The organism is Cupriavidus taiwanensis, assembly GCF_900250075.1.
Taxonomy (GTDB): Bacteria; Pseudomonadota; Gammaproteobacteria; order Burkholderiales; family Burkholderiaceae; genus Cupriavidus; species Cupriavidus taiwanensis_C.
Genome location: NZ_LT977070.1, coordinates 2,551,726 through 2,569,997 on the forward strand (window position 1 = coordinate 2,551,726; position 18,272 = coordinate 2,569,997).

16 protein-coding genes are annotated in these 18,272 nt (G+C 68.0%); all 16 read right to left on the reverse strand.

Going from position 1 to position 18,272, the window contains the following annotated elements; genetic code table 11:
* Positions 1-197 precede the first annotated feature (197 nt).
* A complete protein-coding gene (gene purF / locus CBM2588_RS11835; RefSeq protein WP_115680667.1) occupies positions 198-1,727 on the reverse strand; it encodes an amidophosphoribosyltransferase in 1,530 nt (509 codons plus the stop codon).
* 103 nt (positions 1,728-1,830) lie between these two features.
* The gene (locus tag CBM2588_RS11840) at positions 1,831-2,328 is read right to left on the reverse strand and encodes a CvpA family protein (RefSeq protein ID WP_025585719.1); all 498 of its coding nucleotides are present in this window, start codon (positions 2,326-2,328) and stop codon (positions 1,831-1,833) included.
* A gap of 39 nt (positions 2,329-2,367) precedes the next feature.
* Entirely contained in the window at positions 2,368-3,105 is a 738-nt protein-coding gene (locus tag CBM2588_RS11845) for an SPOR domain-containing protein (RefSeq protein WP_115680668.1), read from the reverse strand.
* 117 nt (positions 3,106-3,222) lie between these two features.
* The gene (folC, locus tag CBM2588_RS11850) at positions 3,223-4,533 is read right to left on the reverse strand and encodes a bifunctional tetrahydrofolate synthase/dihydrofolate synthase (protein WP_115680669.1); all 1,311 of its coding nucleotides are present in this window, start codon (positions 4,531-4,533) and stop codon (positions 3,223-3,225) included.
* Between the two features lie 147 nt (positions 4,534-4,680).
* A complete protein-coding gene (gene accD / locus CBM2588_RS11855) occupies positions 4,681-5,553 on the reverse strand; it encodes an acetyl-CoA carboxylase, carboxyltransferase subunit beta (protein ID WP_062800953.1) in 873 nt (290 codons plus the stop codon).
* 175 nt (positions 5,554-5,728) lie between these two features.
* The gene (gene trpA / locus CBM2588_RS11860) at positions 5,729-6,529 is read right to left on the reverse strand and encodes a tryptophan synthase subunit alpha (protein ID WP_115680670.1); all 801 of its coding nucleotides are present in this window, start codon (positions 6,527-6,529) and stop codon (positions 5,729-5,731) included.
* 1 nt (position 6,530) lies between these two features.
* On the reverse strand, positions 6,531-7,445 hold the full coding sequence (locus CBM2588_RS11865) for a DNA-methyltransferase (protein WP_115680671.1): 915 nt from the start codon (positions 7,443-7,445) through the stop codon (positions 6,531-6,533).
* Positions 7,445-8,638 (reverse strand): tryptophan synthase subunit beta, encoded by a 1,194-nt coding sequence (trpB, locus tag CBM2588_RS11870; RefSeq protein WP_115680672.1) that lies wholly within the window; start codon positions 8,636-8,638, stop codon positions 7,445-7,447. Before trpB ends, CBM2588_RS11865 begins: the two co-directional genes overlap by 1 nt.
* Before the next feature lie 124 nt (positions 8,639-8,762).
* Entirely contained in the window at positions 8,763-9,485 is a 723-nt protein-coding gene (locus CBM2588_RS11875; RefSeq protein WP_115680673.1) for a phosphoribosylanthranilate isomerase, read from the reverse strand.
* A complete protein-coding gene (gene truA, locus CBM2588_RS11880; protein ID WP_115680674.1) occupies positions 9,472-10,290 on the reverse strand; it encodes a tRNA pseudouridine(38-40) synthase TruA in 819 nt (272 codons plus the stop codon). The genes CBM2588_RS11875 and truA overlap by 14 nt, the downstream gene beginning before the upstream one ends.
* A gap of 129 nt (positions 10,291-10,419) precedes the next feature.
* Positions 10,420-13,236 carry a FimV/HubP family polar landmark protein gene (locus tag CBM2588_RS11885; protein ID WP_115680675.1) on the reverse strand — a complete coding sequence of 939 codons (2,817 nt, stop codon included), beginning with the start codon at positions 13,234-13,236 and terminating at the stop codon, positions 10,420-10,422.
* A gap of 309 nt (positions 13,237-13,545) precedes the next feature.
* Positions 13,546-14,682 carry an aspartate-semialdehyde dehydrogenase gene (asd, locus tag CBM2588_RS11890; RefSeq protein ID WP_115680676.1) on the reverse strand — a complete coding sequence of 379 codons (1,137 nt, stop codon included), beginning with the start codon at positions 14,680-14,682 and terminating at the stop codon, positions 13,546-13,548.
* A 90-nt stretch (positions 14,683-14,772) separates the two neighbouring features.
* Complete coding sequence (locus CBM2588_RS31345; RefSeq protein WP_012353360.1) at positions 14,773-14,904, reverse strand: hypothetical protein; 132 nt, start codon at positions 14,902-14,904, stop codon at positions 14,773-14,775.
* Positions 14,905-15,076: 172 nt separating this feature from the next.
* The gene (gene leuB, locus CBM2588_RS11895; RefSeq protein WP_115680677.1) at positions 15,077-16,144 is read right to left on the reverse strand and encodes a 3-isopropylmalate dehydrogenase; all 1,068 of its coding nucleotides are present in this window, start codon (positions 16,142-16,144) and stop codon (positions 15,077-15,079) included.
* Between the two features lie 22 nt (positions 16,145-16,166).
* A complete protein-coding gene (leuD, locus tag CBM2588_RS11900) occupies positions 16,167-16,817 on the reverse strand; it encodes a 3-isopropylmalate dehydratase small subunit (RefSeq protein WP_115680678.1) in 651 nt (216 codons plus the stop codon).
* Between the two features lie 19 nt (positions 16,818-16,836).
* Positions 16,837-18,246: a 3-isopropylmalate dehydratase large subunit gene (gene leuC / locus CBM2588_RS11905; protein ID WP_115680679.1), complete on the reverse strand. Its 1,410-nt coding sequence runs from the start codon at positions 18,244-18,246 to the stop codon at positions 16,837-16,839.
* Positions 18,247-18,272: the final 26 nt, after the last annotated feature.

Below are 18,272 nucleotides of genomic sequence, written 5' to 3' on the forward strand. Positions count from 1 at the left end.
GGGCTTCAGGCTGTGGCGGCCGGCTTCCGGACATTGCCGCGCCGGCAAGGCGCTGCGCAGCGGGAACGTTGCTGGCCACCATCTCTTTAGCTGTTTCGGGCTGTACCCGCGTCCGCAAGCTGACTATCAAATCGACGCCCGGCCATGTTACGGCCGGGCATCGCATTCGTCAACGCGCGCCAACGCGGTGGCGGGGCTTACTCGTTGCCGCCGGAGCGCTGCAGGTGCAGTTGCGAGCGCTCGGTGTCGCCACCGGTGCCGTCGCGGTCGGCCTGGCTGCGCGCGGTTTCCAGGCGGTCGAGGTAGGCCTCGTCGATATCGCCGGTGATGTAGCGGCCGTCGAAGCACGAGGCGTCGAAGTCCTTCAGCGCGGGGTTGATGTCGCGCACCGCCTGCTTCATCGCCTCCACGTCCTGGTACACCAGCTTGTCGGCGCCGATGATCTTCGCGATCTCTTCGTGCGTGCGGCCATGCGCCACCAGTTCGCTGCGGGTCGGCATGTCGATGCCGTACACGTTGGGGAACTTCACCGGCGGCGCGGCCGAGGCGAAGATCACCTTGTTGGCGCCGGCGTCGCGCGCCATCTGCACGATCTCGAACGAGGTGGTGCCGCGCACGATCGAGTCGTCGACGATCAGCACGTTCTTGCCCTTGAACTCCACGCCCATGGCGTTGAGCTTCTGGCGCACCGACTTCTTGCGCACCGCCTGGCCCGGCATGATGAAGGTGCGGCCGACGTAGCGGTTCTTGAAGAAGCCTTCGCGGTAATTGACGCCCAGGCGGTTGGCCACCTGCATCGCGGCCGGCCGGCTGCTGTCGGGGATCGGCATGACCACGTCGATATCGCCGGCCGACACTTCCTGGCGGATCTTCTCGGCCAGGTAGTCGCCCATGCGCAGGCGCGCGTCGTAGACCGGCACGCCGTCGATGCACGAATCCGGGCGCGCCAGGTAGACGTATTCGAAGATGCACGGCGTCAGCACCGGGTTGTCGGCGCATTGCTTGCTGTAGAGCTTGCCGTCGAGGTCGATGAAGATGGCCTCGCCCGCCCCAACGTCGCGCTCGAACTTGTAGCCGATGCCTTCCAGCGCCACCGACTCCGAGGCCACCATCCATTCCTTGCCGGTGGGGGTCTCGACGCTGCCCAGGCACAGCGGACGGATGCCGAACGGGTCGCGCACGGCCAGCATGCCGTAGCCGGCGATCTGCGCGGCGATCGCGTACGAGCCGCGCACGCGCCGGTGCATGCCCGCCACGGCCTTGAAGATCATTTCCGGATCGAGCGCCATGCCGTTGCTGGCGCGCTGCAGCTCGTCGGCCAGCACGTTCAGCAGCACTTCGGTGTCCGAATGCGTGTTGATGTGGCGGCGGTCGCGGCGGAACATTTCCTCGCGCAGCTGCTGCCAGTTGGTCAGGTTGCCGTTATGCGCCAGGATGATGCCGTAGGGGGCGTTGACGTAGAACGGCTGCGCCTCTTCCTCGCTCGAGGCCGAGCCGGCGGTCGGGTAGCGCACCTGGCCGATGCCTGCCGTGCCCGGCAGGCCGCGCATGTTGCGGGTGCGGAAGACATCGCGCACCAGGCCGTTGGCCTTGTGCATGTGGAAGGTACTGCCGTTGGCGGTGGCGATGCCGGCAGCATCCTGTCCGCGGTGTTGCAACAACAGCAGGCTGTCGTAAATCAGTTGGTTGACAGGCGTGGCTGAAACCACACCGACGATACCGCACATGCCAAGCTCCCAGGAAAGGCTTTGATTCAGGGGGCGCAGCCCGGCCCGGGATCCTCCGGGCCCGAAGGCCTGCGTTACTACCAGCCGCGCAACGTGCCCGGCCTTATGTCTTCACGTACTTCGCCAGCTCCGGCGGCAGCCATGGCTTGATCGATTCCATGGCCTGCATCACATACGGGCGGCTCACCGCATCGCGCCAGAACGGTTCTTCCGGCAATTTCGTCAGGCTGGCCAGCGTCACCATCACCATCACCAGCAGCACGCCGCGCAGCAGGCCGAACACCAGTCCCAGGCCGCGGTCGGCGGGCTTGAGGCCGGTGCTCTCGAGCAACTGCCCGACCACCATGCCGGCCAGCGACGCCCCCAGCACGGTGCCGATCAGCAGCACCACGAAGCCAAGCGCGTGGCGGGCCAGCTCGCCGCCCGGCAGGGACTCGGGCATCCAGCCCGCGGCCACCGCACCGTAGCGGAACGCCACCCAGAACGCCACCACCCAGCCGATCAGCGACAGCACCTCGCGCACCAGCCCGCGCAGCACGCCGAGCAGGCCCGAGGCCAGCAGGATGAAGACCACGGCGTAGTCGAAGAAAGTCGGCTGCATCGTTGCTGGCGGCCGGGCACGCGCGTGGCCGCGGCGCCCTTACTGTTCCACGACCTTCGAGGTCAGCCCCACGGCGCGCACGCGCTTGTCGGCGGCATCGGCGGCGTCGCGGTCGTTGAAGGGACCGGCGCGCAGCAGGATGCGCTCGCCATCGGCCAGCACTTTCTTTTCGACATAGGCCGGCACCTTGCTCGCCTTGAGCTTGGCCAGCCAGCCCTTGGCGCGCTCTTCTGAAGAAAACGCGCCGATCAGGATCAGGTACTTGCCGCTGCCGGTCTTGGCTTCGGCCCGGGTTTCAGGCTTCGCCTCGGCCTTGGCTTCGGTCCGCTGCGCGGGCTTGTCGGCAGCAGCCGCGGCGGGCTTCGGCGCGTTGACGATTTCCTCGCCGGCATCGAGTGCCGCATCGTTGCGCGACGCCGGCGCGGCCGGCGCGGGCGGCAGCGGATCGGCCTTGCGCGGCTCGACGCGCGGCTTCTGCGAGCTGGTGACGCCATTGGCGACCTTGACCGAGACATCGTCGGACACCGGCCGCGGCTTGGTCTCGAATACGATCGGCAGCACGATCACGGCGGCCACCATCAACACCACGGCGCCGATCAGCCGGCGGCGCGCGCGCTGCTTCTGCGGGAATTCAGGGTCCAGCGTGTCGTCGGCATACTCGTCGGCGAGGCGGCGCGACGAGGCGATGCCCGCACCCGTATCGGCGCGCTGGCGCCGGGCACGCTCGGGTGCCGGGTCGTTGCCCTTGCGGGAGGAAAACAGCGAAAGCAGGCCCATAGATTGGTTCGGTGATACGCGGTGATAAGGCCCCATGGGCCGCTCGTTGCGTTTGCCGCTCAGTGATCGGCCAAGGCCGCCGGGGTTGCCAGGTCAGCGCGCGCCGGGGCGCCCGCTTCAGTTTGCCTGCGTGGCACGGTAGGCCATCACGCCGGCGACGGTATAGAACGATCCGAAGACCAGAATTCTATCATTCTCGGTGGCGCGCTCGATGGCGTCGCGGAATGCCGCCTCGGGGCTGGAAAAGCAGGACGCGGTGGCATCCGGGCCGGCGCGGAAGCCCCCTGCTTCCAGCTTGCCGAGCAGGTCCGCGGCGCTGGCCGCGCGTTCGGTCGGCAGGTCGCACAGGCACCAGTGGTCGACCTTGTCGGCCACGTGCTGGAGCACGCCGGCAATATCCTTGTCCTGCATCGCGCCGAACACGGCGTAGGTGTAGCGGAAGAAGCCCATGTTCTCGAGGTTCTGACCCAGCGTTGCCGCCGCATGCGGATTGTGCGCCACGTCCAGGATCACGGCCGGGCGGCCCGGCAGCACCTGGAACCGGCCCGGCAGTTCGACGAAGGCCAGGCCGTTGCGCACTTCCTGCGCGCTCACCGGCAGGCGCTCGCGCAGCGCCTGCAGCGCCGCCAGCGCGGCGGATGCATTCAGCAGCTGGTTGGCGCCGCGCAGCGCCGGATAGCCCAGGCCGTTGAGCTTGCGCCCGCCGCCGCTCCAGTCCCATTGCTGGCGCTCCTGGCCCTTGGCGGCCTGGAAATGGTAGTCGCGCCCCACCAGCCACAATTCGGCGCCGACCGCTTCGGCGTGCGCCACCAGCGACTTGGGCGGCACCGGGTCGCCGCAGATCGCCGGCACGCCCGGACGGAAGATGCCGGCCTTCTCGAAGCCGATTTCCTCGCGGGTATTGCCCAGGTACTGGGTATGGTCGATGTCGACGCTGGTGATGATGGCGCAGTCGGTATCGATCACATTGGTCGCATCGAGGCGGCCGCCCAGCCCGACCTCGAGGATGATCGCGTCCAGGCCGGAAGCCGCGAAGAAATGGATGATCGCCAGCGTGGTGAATTCGAAGTAGGTCAGGCTGACCGGGTCGGCAAAGCTGTTGCGCGCGCGCTCGACCGCCTCGAAGTGCGGCAGCAGTTGCGCGTCGGTCGCGATCTCGCCATTGAGGCGCGCGCGCTCGTTGAACGAGATCAGGTGCGGCGAGGTATGGCAGCCTACCTTGTAGCCGGCTTCCAGCAGGATGCGCTCGAGCATGGCGCAGGTCGAGCCCTTGCCATTGGTGCCGCCCACGGTGAAGACGGTGGCGTCGATGCGCAGCCCGAGGGCCTCCTTCACGCGCGTGATGCGCGTCAGGCCCATGTCGATGCCCACGGGATGGGCGGTTTCGAGATGGGCGAGCCATTCGGGGAGCGTGTGGAAGACAGGCATTTCGGGTGTGCGAGGAAAGCGTTTGAAGCGTTTGCTACCAGATTCGGGCAGGCACGCGCAAAGTCAAGGGCGCGCGCCGGCGGGCGTCCAGAAAAGGCGAAAGGCGCGTCAACCACCCGCGCCTTCGGTACCGCGATATTGGCGGCGTTATGCCACCGCGTCGGCCGGCTGCTTCTGCAGCAGCGCCAGCAACTGGGCCAGTTCGGCGCGCATCTTGCGGCGGTCGACGATCATGTCGACGGCGCCCTTGGTCAGCAGGAACTCCGAGCGCTGGAAGCCTTCCGGCAGCTTCTCGCGCACGGTCTGCTCGATCACGCGCGGGCCGGCGAAGCCGATCAGCGCCTTGGGCTCGGCGATCACCACGTCGCCCAGGAAGGCGAACGAGGCCGACACGCCGCCCATGGTCGGGTCGGTCAGCACGCTGATGAACGGCAGCTTGGCCGCGCTCAGCTGGTTCAGCATCGCCGTGGTCTTGGCCATCTGCAGCAGCGACAGCAGGCTTTCCTGCATGCGCGCGCCGCCGGTGGCGGTAAAGCAGATGAACGGCACCTTCTGCTCGAGCGCGGCCTGCGCGCCGCGCACGAAGCGCTCGCCCACCACCGAGCCCATCGAGCCGCCCATGAACTCGAACTCGAAGCAGCTCGCCACCACCGGGATGGTGTGGATGGCACCGCCCATCACCACCATGGCATCGGTCTCGCCAGTCTCGTCCATGGCGGCCTTGATGCGGTCGGGGTACTTCTTGGAATCCTTGAACTTGAGCGCGTCGACCGGCACGATCTCCTGGCCGATCTCATAGCGGCCTTCGGCGTCGAGCAGCGCGTCCAGGCGCGCGCGCGCGCTGATGCGCATATGGTGGTCGCACTTGGGGCAGACGTGCAGGTTGGCCTCGACGTCGGTCCGGTACAGGGTGGACTCGCACGACGGGCACTTGACCCACAACCCCTCGGGGATGCCCTTGCGGGTGCTGGGGTCGGTCTGTTGAATCTTGGGGGGCAGGAGTTTATCCAACCAGCTCATGAAAGCTCCTTTCGGATAGCTGCGCACCGCCGGCAAACCCTGTGTCAGGGCGAACTTCGGCAGGTGGCAGGGAATCAACCCGCGAATTTACCACGGCGGGCCCATGACCTCGAAGCGCGGCGCGCTTATTGGGCACGCCGCGTCACTTCTTGAGCCCTTCCGGGCGAAGATCCGGTCACTTGGCGTCCAGCGCCTGGCGGATCTCCGCGATAAACGCCTGCAGCGCGGCCACCGCCCGCTCGCGCGGCGTATCCTCCAGCAACTGCACCAGCCGGCTGCCGATCACCACCGCATCGGCCACGCTGCCGATCGCGCGCGCGGTCTGCGCGTCGCGGATGCCGAAGCCCACTCCTACCGGCAGGTTGGCATGCTGCTTGATCAGCGGCAGGCGCGAGGCCACGCTGTCCAGGTCGATCGATGCGGAACCGGTCACGCCCTTGAGCGAGACATAGTAAAGATAACCACTGGCGACCTTGGCCACGGCCTCGATGCGTGCATCGGTGGAAGTGGGTGCCAGCAGGAAGATCGGGTCCATGCCGTGGTCGCGCATCAGTCCGGCGAACGACTCGCATTCCTCGGGCGGATAGTCGACCACCAGCACGCCATCGACGCCGGCCGCGCTCGCGCCCTTGGCAAAGGCCTCTTCGCCCATGCGCTCGATCGGGTTGGCGTAGCCCATCAGCACCACCGGGGTCTCGGCATTGGTCTGGCGGAACTCGCGCACCCACTGCAGCACCTGCGTGAGCGACACGCCCTGCGCCAGCGCGCGCTCGGAGGCGCGCTGGATCACCGGGCCGTCGGCCATCGGGTCGGAGAAGGGCACGCCCAGCTCGATCACATCGGCGCCGCCCGCCACCAGCGCGTGCATCAGCGCCACGGTCAGGCCGGGCTCCGGATCGCCGGCGGTGATGAACGGAATCAGGCCCTTCTTCTGCTGCGCGGCCAGCGCCGCGAACGTCTTCTGGATACGGGACATATCAGGGAATCAGGTGAGGCCGCGGCGCCGGCGAGACATCGTCGTTGGCGGCGGCCAGGGTTGGGGTCGCATCGGGCTCGAGCGCGGGCATGGCCTCTGCGGCAGCGGCCACGCGCCCGCACGCCACTTGCACGTACTCCGGGTTGATCTCGTAGCCGACAAAGCGCCGGCCGTGGCGCAGGCAGGCCACCGCGGTGGTGCCGCTGCCGGCGAACGGATCCAGCACCAGGCCGCCCGGCGGGCAGCTCGACAGCACCATGCGCTCGACGATCTCCAGCGGCTTCTGCGTCGGGTGGTTGGCACGCTCCGGGTCCTGGCGGTGGATGCGCGAGACGCTCCACAGGTCCTTCGGGTTGTAGCCCACCTCCAGCCATTTCTTGCCTTCGAAACGCGGCCGGCTGCGCGCCTTCTTGGTCTCGGCGTCGTACGGGATGCGCACGGGGTCGAGATCGAAGTAGTAGTCGCGCGCCCTGGCAAAGAAGCCGATGTTGTCGTGCACCGACGAGAACTTGCGCGTGGTGCCGCCCATGCTGGGCACGCGGCGATCCCAGATGATCTCGTTGATCATGGTCAGGCGCCGCTTCAGCATCACGAACAGCTCCGGCGAGTACTGCCAGGTGCAGAACAGGTAGAGCGTGCCCCGGGGCGCGAGCTTGGGCACGACCGCGTCCATCCAGCGCTCGGACCAGTCCAGGTAGGCCTGGCCCGACAGCAGGTCGGAATCGTTGCCGTAGTCCTTGCCCAGCCCGTACGGCGGATCGGCGACGATCAGGTCGACCGAGCCGTCCGGCAGGCGGGCAATGCCCTCGAACATGTCTTCCTGGAACAGGCGCAGCGGTGCGGAGTCGGGCGCGCCGGCGGCATCCGGCGCGCCGGCGCCGCCCACGGCAAGTCCGGTCGGAGGCAGCGCGCGCATCAGAGCTTGAGCCCCGCGCGCTCGGCCACGGTGTGCATGTCCTTGTCGCCGCGGCCGGACAGGTTCACCAGCAAGAGCTTGTCCTTGGGCAGCGTCGGCGCCAGCTTGCAGGCATAGGCGATGGCGTGGCTAGATTCCAGCGCCGGGATGATGCCCTCGATGCGGCAGCAGTCGTGGAAGGCCTTGAGCGCTTCCTCGTCGGTGACCGGCACATACTGCGCGCGGCCGCTGTCCTTGAGCCAGGCATGCTCGGGGCCGACGCCCGGGTAGTCCAGGCCGGCCGACACCGAATGGGTCTCGATGATCTGGCCGTTGTCGTCCTGCAGCAGGTAGGTGCGGTTGCCGTGCAGCACGCCGGGCGTGCCGCCGGTCAGCGAGGCCGCGTGGCGGCCGGTGTCGAGGCCGTCGCCGGCGGCTTCGACGCCGATCAGCTGCACATCCTTGTGTTCGATGTACGGGTAGAAGATGCCCATGGCATTGGAGCCGCCGCCGACGCAGGCGATCACCGCATCCGGCTGGCGCCCTGTCATTTCGGGCATCTGCACCTTGGCTTCCTCGCCGATCACGCACTGGAAGTCGCGCACCATCATCGGGTACGGATGCGGGCCGGCCACGGTGCCGATGATGTAGAAGGTGTTCTCGACGTTGGTGACCCAGTCGCGCATCGCCTCATTGAGCGCGTCCTTGAGCGTGCGCGAGCCGCTTTCCACCGGCACCACGGTGGCGCCCAGCAGCTTCATGCGGTAGACGTTGGCGGCCTGGCGCTTGACGTCCTCGGCGCCCATGTAGACCACGCACTCCATGCCGAAGCGCGCGGCGATGGTGGCCGTGGCCACGCCGTGCTGCCCGGCCCCGGTCTCGGCGATCACGCGCGGCTTGCCCATGCGCTTGGCCAGCAGCGCCTGGCCGATGACGTTGTTGATCTTGTGCGCGCCGGTGTGGTTCAGGTCCTCGCGCTTGAAGTAGATCTGCGCGCCGCCGAGCGTCTCGCTCCAGCGCTGCGCGTGGTAGATCGGCGACGGGCGGCCGACGAAGTGCTTCAGCTCGCGGCGGAATTCGGCGTCGAACTCGGGATCCTTCTGGTAGTGCGCATAGGCGTCGCGCAGCTCATCGAGCGCGTGCACCAGCGTTTCGGACACGAAGGTGCCGCCATAGGGGCCGAAATGGCCGCGGGAATCGGGCAGGTCGTACATGTCTAGGCTCTTGGGAACAGCGGCCTTGCCTCAGCCGGCAAGGGCGCGTGGTTGACTGGGTGCGCGACGGCCGCCTGAAAGCGGCGGGACACGGGTTGGGCAAGGGAGCGGGCTTCGATCCGGCTCATCCGGCCTCGGCGCTGCGGACAGCGCGCACGAACTCGGCAATGCGGGCGTGGTCCTTCACGCCCTTGGCGGCCTCTACCCCGCTGCTCACATCCACGGCGTAGGGGCGCACGCGTTCAATCGCGCCAGCGACGTTTTGCGCGTTCAACCCACCACTCAAAACGATGCGAGGAGCGCCGCTTGCGTTCGGGTTGCCGGTTGCCATGATCGGGGGATTGGGCGGAAGCCATGCCGGAGGAATCAGGGTCCAGTCGAAGACGTGGCCGCCACCGCCATAGCCTTCGACGAAGGCATCGAGCAGCAAGGCAGCGGCATCACGGTATTGATCCGCGAATTCTACCAAATCGAGCCCCGCACGGACACGGGCGGCGCGCAGGAACGGCAACGCGCAGCGCTGGGCGGCCTGGCTGCAGAACTGCGGGGTTTCGTCGCCATGCAGCTGCAGCAAGGTCAGGGGCACCCGCTCCGCGACGTGGGCGATGTCTTCCAGGTCGGCGTTGACGAACAGGCCGGTCACCGTGACGAACGGCCCGGCGGCCTCGGCCAGCGCCGCGGCTTGCGCCACGTCGACGTAGCGCGGGCTGTTCGGGTAGAACACCAGCCCGATCGCGTCGGCGCCGGCGTCGACGGCGGCGCGCACGTCGTCCTCGCGGGTCAGGCCGCAGATCTTGATGCGGGTGCGCTGCGGCAGGTGCGCCGCACTGCCCTCAGGCTGCGTCATCGAACACTCCATGGAACAGGCTCGCGGACGGGTCGGCCGCGGGGATCGGGTAAGCATCAGGATACTTGACCCCGACCAGGTAGAGGCCATCCGGCATGAAGGTCGGCGCCGCCAGCTTGCGGTCGCGCCCCGCCAGCACCTGCGCCAGCCATTGCGGCGGGTAGCGCCCGCGCCCCACCGCCACCAGGCAGCCCATCAGGTTGCGCACCATGTGATGCAGGAAGGCGCTGGCGCGGAAGCGCAGGAACACCCAGTTGCCGTGGTCGCGGATGGTGACGTCGTACATGGTCTTGACCGGCGACTTGGCTTGGCATTCGGCGGCGCGGAACGCGGAAAAGTCGTGCTCGCCGATCAGGTGCGCGGCGGCTGCGCGCATGGCGTCCACGTCGAGCCGTTGCCCCGGCGGCAGCATCTGGTAGCCGGCGCGGCCATGCACCAGCGGCACCCGGTGCGGGCCGGTGTAGAGCGCGTAGTAATACATGCGCTCGTACGCCAGGAAGCGGGCGTGGAAGCCGTCGTCCACCGGCAGCGCCCACTGCAGCGCGATCGACGGCGGCAGGAAGGCGTTGACGCCGCGCACCCAGGAAAAGGGTTCGCGCGCCAGCTCGGTATCGAGGTGGATCACCTGGCCCAGCGCGTGCACGCCGGTATCGGTGCGCCCCGCCACCGTGGTCAGCAGGCGCACGCCGGCAAAGCGCTCGATGGCGTCTTCGAGGTGGTCCTGGACGGTATTGCGGTGCGGCTGCGACTGCCACCCGGAAAAGGCGGCGCCGTCGTAGTGCAGGCCAAGGGCGATGCGGTTCATGTCAGGGGAAAAAGCATGGCGGCGCACTGGCTATGCGCGCCGAAAAAGCAAATGCGCCGGAAGGGACGCTTCCGGCGCATCGCTTCCGGCCGCGGCAGCGCCTGCCGCGGCCGGACCGCCAATGATAGCTCAGGCCACTTCCAGCAGCAGCGAGCGGGCCTCGGCCTGCAGCGGGTCCTGCGACTGGTCGACCACTTCCTGCAGCAGTTCGCGCGCCCCTTCCTTGTCGCCGATCTCGATATAGGCGCGCGCCAGGTCCAGCTTGATCTGCATGTCGCGCCCGCCGTCCATGCCGTCGGCCGACAGGGTGCTCGGCGACACGCTCTGGCCCAGGCTGCCGGCAGTATCGGGCGCCACGCGCGACAGGTCGATCGGCTCGGCCAGCTTGCCGTCGCGCAGCATGGTGGTGGCGGGAAGCGGCACCGAGGCCTCGTCCAGCGCGGCCGGGGTCGCGGCGTTGCCTTGCGGCGCGCTGCCCAGGTCCAGCGACAGTCCGGACATGTCGAACTCCAGCGGGCGGCCGCGGGTCGGCGTGTCGAGCGTCGGCACGTCGTCATCGGCGAGCGGATCGGCGCCCGGCAGGCCCATGTCGAGGCGCACCGCCTCGCCCGGCTGCGGCGTCTCGGTGCCGAACACCATCGCCGCGGAGGCCGGCGCGACGATCGGGTCGCCGGCGGCCGGTGCCGGGAAGGCATCCAGCGGCAGCGACAGGTCACCCAGCGACGGCTCCAGCCGCGCGATCGAAGCAGGATTCTGCGACGGATCCTGCGTGCGCCACTGGTCGGTTGCCGGCGATGCCGTATCGGGGCCCGCCGCCTCCGGCGTCACCACCATGTACAGCGCGTTGCCCGGCTCCAGCGCGCGCCCCATTTCCGCGGCCTTCAGCCATTCCGCTCCCTGTCCGCCGGTCTGGGCGAACATTTCCTCTGCAATCACGCGGAACCCTTCCACATCCTGTCTGTTGCTGTAAATCTCCAGGAGCTTGAGCCGTACCGGCTGCTGCTCCGGGTGTTTCTCCAGGGCTTCGCGCAGGATTTCCTCTGCCTGCACATCGCGCCCGTAGGCGATATAGACCTCGGCCTCGGCGATCGGGTCGACCTCGTTGGCTTCCGGCGTGTTGTTGCCGATGCGGAAGTCGGCGCCGAACACGCTGTGCTGCGAGGTGTCGACGCTCTGGCCGCCGGCGGTGCCGAACAGCGAGTTGGCACCTGCCATCACCGTGCTCTCCTGCGACAGGATGCTGTCGCCGAAGCCGGTGGCCTCGCTCTCCTTCTGCTTCTGGCGGCGGCGATAGATCGCGTACACGCCCAGCAGCGCCACCACCAGGCCACCGCCCGGCAGCAGCATGGGGTTGGCCAGCAGGCCATCGAGGAACGACGGTTCGGGCACCGGCTCGGGCTGCGCGACCACCGGCGGCACAGGCTTGGCCGCAGGCGTCGATGCGGCGGCCTGGGCCGCGCTGGCTGCCACGCCGGCGGCAGGCTGCGAGGCGGGGGCCGCGGCCACGGCGGAGGCTGCCGCGGGCGCCACGGCGGCCGCGGCACTGGCGCCGGCCGCATTCGCAACCGCGGCAGCGGTTGCTGCCGCCGCCGCGGTGGCCGCCACGGCGTCGGCCTTGGGCGGCTCGGCCGGCACTACGACCGGCGCTGCCGCCGCCCTGGCAGCGGCGTCGGCCTTTTCCTTGTCGGCCAGGGCGGCGTCGTTGGCCTGTTTGGCCTGGCTGAGCTTGGCGATCTCGGCGTTCTTCAGCTCGAGCAGCTTCTGCATGTCGCCGACGTTCTTTTGCAGCTGCGCCAGGCGCGCCTCGGCCTCCTTCAGCTGCCGCTCGCGCGCGACGTCGGCCTCGGCCTTGGCCGCGGCGTCGGCCTGCGCGCCACGCGCGGCCTTGCTGAGCTTCAGTTCATCGCGCGGACCGTCGGTCGGCGCCGCCTGCTCCTGCACCCGCGCGGTCACGTTGCCGGACTGCTGGCGGCCGCTGTCGGGCTCGACCGCCTTGGCCGCGGCGGCGCTGGCCAGCCGGCTGCGGTAGGCGTCGAAGCCCTGCGTGCGCGCCACCACTTCGCGGCGCGCGGCCCTGGGCGTCACCGCCTGCGCCTGCTGCTGGGTCGGCACCTGCAGCACCGCGCCGCTGCGCAGGCGGTTCATGTTGCCGCCGATGAAGGCGTTGGGATTGTTGCGATAGAGCGCCACCAGCATCTGGTCCAGCGAGACCGATTCCTGGCCCTGCACGGCTTCGCCGGCAATGCCATAGAGGGTGTCGCCGCGCTGCACGGTGTAGCCGCCGCCGGAAGCCATGTCGTTGCCGGCTGCCGGCGCGGCGGCCCGCTTGGCGCTCTGGCGCGCCGGGCGGGCTGGCGCTGCGGGCCGGGCCGGCTCGGCCTCGGCACTGGGCGCGGCCTGCTGCGCCGGCGCAGGTGGCGCGGCGGCAGGTGCGGGCGCGGCCGGTGCGTCCGGTGTGGCGGCCTGCACCACCGGTGCCGGCGAGAAAGTCTGGCTGGAAGCCCTGGCCCCGGCGGGGTCGAGCAGGAAGGTGTAGGCGCGCGAGACCTTGCCGCTGGCCCAGCTCATGTCGACCAGGATATCGACGAAGGGCTCGCTGATCGGCTGGCTGGAGCGGACCCTTGCCACGTAGCTGCCGTTGGCGCGGCGCTCAAGTTCCAGCCGCAGGTTGCCGACGCTTGGCAGATAGGTCAGCCCGGCCGCGGCATAGGCGCCCGGCGGCGCCAGCTTGACGCTGAGCCCGGCGGCCTCCTCGGCGGTGACCCCGCTGATGTCGATCTCAGCCTGCAGCGGCTGCCCCAGATTCGACTGAACCCGCAATTGCCCGAACCCCGCGGCATACGCGGCCGGCTGCGCAAGCAGCAGGCCCAGTGCCGTGACGGCCAGCGTTGACCAGCGCTGACGGGCAGTAGGCGCATCTTTCCGGCGATGTTGGCTCACACTCACCTTGTGCTCCGTTATGTTTTAGTAGCGATATGAATCGACAAACCGACCCCGACAACCGACTCCATTAACCAGGTCCGCCCGGCCGGCGGGGCATTCTGAACGGCCCCTTCGCGGCCCCTTAGCCAGCCTGCGCAGGCGCCCGTCCCTGCGGGGCGCGGGGCGCATGCCGGCGTATTGTGACGCATCGCCCAGCAAAATAGGCGCCCGGATACAACAACGCCGCGCATGGGCGCGGCGTCATAAGCAAAGCGCTGCATTCTGTTGCCTGGCTGCAACGGGCGCAACCAGGCCACAGGTGGCGGCCTGCGATCAGGACTCGATCAGGATACGCAGCATGCGGCGCAGCGGCTCGGCCGCGCCCCACAGCAACTGGTCGCCGACCGTGAAGGCCGACAGGTACTCGCCGCCCATCTGCATCGTGCGCAGGCGGCCGACCGGGATGGTCAGCGTGCCGGTCACGGCCGCGGGGGTCAGGTCGGTCATGCTGGCTTCACGCGTGTTCGGCACCACCTTGGCCCACGGGTTGTGGGCGGCCAGCATGCCTTCGATCTCGTCCAGCGGCACGTCGCGGCGCAGCTTGATGGTCAGCGCCTGCGAATGGCAGCGCATCGCGCCGATGCGCACGCACAGGCCGTCGACGGCGATCGGCGTGGCGCCGGTCGCGCCCAGGAAGCCCTCGCCGCGGCCCAGGATCTTGTTGGTCTCGGCGCCGCCCTTCCATTCTTCCTTGGACTGGCCGTTGCCCAGATCCTTGTCGATCCAGGGGATCAGGTTGCCGGCCAGCGGCACGCCGAACTGCTTGGTTTCTTCCGCCGACAGGCCGTGCTGGGTCGACAGGATCTGGCGATCGATCTCCAGGATGGCGGAGGCCGGGTTGTCCAGCAGCGGCTTGACCGACGCGTTGAGCGTGCCGAACTGGGTCAGCAGCTCGCGCATGTGCTGCGCGCCGCCGCCCGAGGCCGCCTGGTAGGTCATCGAGGTCATCCACTCGATCAGGTCGGCCTGGAACAGGCCGCCCAGGCCCATCAGCATGCAGCTGACGGTGCAGTTGCCGCCGATGAAATTCTTCACGCCCTTGGACAGCGCGTCCTTGATCACACCCTGGTTGACCGGATCCAGCACGATGATGGCATCGTCCTTCATCCGCAGCGACGACGCCGCATCGATCCAGTAGCCCTTCCAGCCCGCCGCGCGCAGCTTGGGGAAGACCTCGTTGGTGTAGTCGCCGCCCTGGGCGGTCAGCACCACGTCGCACTTCTTCAGTGCCTCGATGTCGTTGGCATCCTTGAGCGTGGTTTCGTTCTTGGCCATGGCGGGCGCCTTGCCGCCGGCATTGGACGTGCTGAAGAAGACGGGTTCGATGTGGTCGAAATCACGCTCTTCCTGCATGCGCTGCATCAGGACGCTGCCGACCATTCCCCGCCAACCGACGAGACCTACAATCATGATTTACCTCGGATGTGATTTTTACTTCCCCGCCATTTTCCTCGCCCGGCGTGGCTGCGCGGGGAAGACGGGCAGGCACGACGAACGGATCTAGGCGATCGCGGTTTTAATAATGGTTTTAATCGTCGTTGCGGTCTGGCCGAGCGAAATCGTGCCAACCGGGCCGCGGGTAGCGGTCAGGGCGACAACAGCAGTCAGGGTGGACTGGGAAAATCGGGCCATCGGCAGAGTCTACACGATTTTGCGGCGCTGCCGCAGCGTGGAATGCTTGCAATCCCAGCTAAACCACGATGCCTGACGTCGTCCCCGCAAAAGCGGGGACCCAGTGACTTTAAAGACGCTGGATTCCCGCGTTCGCGGGAATGACGCCGGGATTTGATGCGGCGTCAGTGCCTTACAGCGCTGCCAGCACGGCCTCGCCCATCTCGCGGGTGCCCACCTGCTTGCAGCCCGGCGTCAGGATGTCGCCGGTGCGGTAGCCCTGCGCCAGCACCTTCTTGACGGCGTTCTCGATGCGGTCGGCCTGCTCGGCGCGGTTCAGCGAGTAGCGCAGCATCATCGCCGCCGACAGGATGGTGGCCAGCGGGTTGGCGATGCCCTTGCCGGCGATGTCCGGCGCCGAGCCGTGCGACGGCTCGTACAGGCCCTTGTTGTTGGCATCGAGCGACGCCGACGGCAGCATGCCGATCGAGCCGGTCAGCATCGCCGCCTCGTCCGACAGGATGTCGCCAAACATATTGCCGGTGACGATCACGTCGAAGCTCTTGGGCGCCTTGACCAGCTGCATCGCTGCGTTGTCGACATACATGTGCGACAGCTCGACTTCCGGGTATTCCTTGCTGACATCGATCACGATGTCCTTCCAGAACTGGAAGGTCTCGAGCACGTTGGCCTTGTCGACGCTGCACAGCTTCTTGCCGCGCTTGGCCGCGGCCTGGAACGCCACGTGCGCGATGCGGCGGATTTCCGGCTCGCTGTAGCGCATGGTGTCGAAGGCTTCGCGCGCGCCCTGGAACAGGCCGTCCGGCGCTTCGCGCAGGCCGCGCGGCTGGCCGAAGTAGATGTCGCCGTTCAGCTCGCGCACGATCAGGATGTCGAGGCCGGCCACCAGCTCGGGCTTCAGGCTCGAGGCGCCGGTCAGTTCCGGATAGCAGATCGCCGGGCGGAAGTTGGCGAACAGCTGCAGGTGCTTGCGCAGGCCCAGGATGGCCTGCTCGGGGCGCAGCGCGCGCTCCAGGCTGTCGTACTTCCAGTCGCCGACGGCGCCGAACAGGATGGCGTCGGCTTCCTTGGCCAGCTTCAGCGTGTTCTCCGGCAGCGGATGGCCTTCGGCCTCGTAGCCGGCACCGCCCACGGGCGCGGTTTCGAGTTCGAACTTCTCGTCGAGCGCGTTCAGGACCTTGACGGCCTCCGCAACGATTTCGGGACCGATGCCGTCACCCGGCAGGACTGCGATCTTCATTGTTGTCTTCCTCGGTTGAGTCTTATCCGACCAGGCGGTTGTTCAGCCACGGCATCTTCGCCACGCGCTCGGCCTCGTAGGCCTTGATCTTGTCGGCATGGCGCAAGGTCAGGCCGATATCGTCGAAGCCATTCAGCATGCAGTACTTGCGGAACGGGGCGATGTCGAACTCGTAGCCCTGGCCAGACGGCGTGATCACGGCCTGCTTGTCCAGGTCGATGGTCAGCTGGTAGCCGTTGAACGCGTTGGTCTCGTTGAACAGGTGGTCGACCTGCTGCTCGCTCAGCACCACCGGCAGCAGGCCGTTCTTGTAGCAGTTGTTGAAGAAGATGTCGGCAAAGCTGGGCGCGATCACGGCGCGAAAGCCGTATTGCGACAGCGCCCACGGCGCGTGCTCGCGCGAGCTGCCGCAGCCGAAGTTACGGCGCGCCAGCAGGATCGACGCACCCTGGTAGCGCGGCTGGTTCAGCACGAAGTCCGGGTTCAGCGGACGCTTGCTGTTGTCCATGCCGGGCTCGCCGACATCCTTGTAGCGCCACTCGTCGAACAGGTTGGGACCGAAGCCGGTGCGCTTGATCGACTTCAGGAACTGCTTCGGGATGATGGCGTCGGTGTCGACGTTCTCGCGGTCGAGCGGCGCGACCAGGCCGCTGTGTACGGTGAACTTTTCCATGGGTTCCTTCCTTGCTTGTTCAGCCCAGCTTGCGGATATCGACGAAATGGCCCTCGATGGCGGCCGCAGCGGCCATCGCCGGGCTCACCAGGTGAGTGCGCCCGCCCGCGCCCTGGCGGCCTTCGAAGTTGCGGTTCGAGGTCGACGCGCAGCGCTCGCCCGGATCGAGGCGGTCGGCGTTCATCGCCAGGCACATCGAGCAGCCCGGCTCGCGCCATTCAAAGCCGGCGGCCTTGAAGATCTGGTCCAGGCCCTCGCGCTCGGCCTGCTCCTTGACCAGGCCGGAGCCCGGCACCACCATCGCCAGCTTCACGTTCGACGCCACCTTGCGGCCCAGCTTCTGCACCACCCAGGCGGCGGCGCGCATGTCCTCGATGCGGCTATTGGTGCAGGAACCGATGAAGACCTTGTCGATGCTGATGCTCTCGACCGGCACGTTGGGCTGCAGGCCCATGTATTCCAGCGCGCGCTCCATCGCGTTGCGCTTGTTCGGGTCCTTTTCCTTCTCCGGGTCCGGCACGCGGTCTTCGATGCTGATCACCATCTCCGGCGAGGTGCCCCAGGTCACCTGCGGGCGCACGTCTTCCGCGCGCAGCTCGACCACCTGGTCGAACTTCGCGCCGGCATCCGAATGCAGCGTGCGCCAGTAGGCCACGGCCTGCTCCCACTCCACGCCCTGCGGCGCGTACGGACGGCCCTTGACGTATTCCAGCGTGACATCGTCCACCGCCACCAGGCCGGCGCGCGCGCCCGCCTCGATCGCCATGTTGCAGACCGTCATGCGGCCTTCCATGGTCAGGTCGCGGATAGCCGAGCCGGCAAACTCGATGGTGTAGCCGGTGCCGCCGGCGGTGCCGATCTTGCCGATCACGGCCAGCACGATGTCCTTGGCGGTGCAGCCGCGCGGCAGCTTGCCTTCCACCCTGACCAGCATGTTCTTGGCCTTCTTGCCCAGCAGCGTCTGCGTGGCCAGCACGTGCTCGACTTCCGAGGTGCCGATGCCATGCGCGAGCGCGCCGAAGGCGCCGTGGGTGCTGGTATGCGAGTCGCCGCACACCACCGTCATGCCCGGCAGCGTCGCGCCCTGCTCCGGCCCGATCACGTGCACGATGCCCTGGCGGTGGTCGTTCATCTTGAACTGGGTGATGCCGTAGCTGTCGCAGTTGGCATCGAGCGTATCGACCTGCAGCTTCGACACCGGATCGGCAATGCCCTGGCTGCGGTCCGTGGTCGGCACGTTGTGGTCCGACACCGCCAGGTTGGCGCTGATGCGCCACACCGGGCGCTCCGCCATCTTCAGGCCCTCGAACGCCTGCGGGCTGGTCACTTCATGCAGCAGGTGGCGGTCGATATAGAGCAGCGTGGTGCCGTCTTCCTCGACGTGGACGGTGTGGTCATCCCAGAGTTTGTCGTAGAGCGTCTTGGCCATGATGCGATGGCGGGCCGAATGACCGG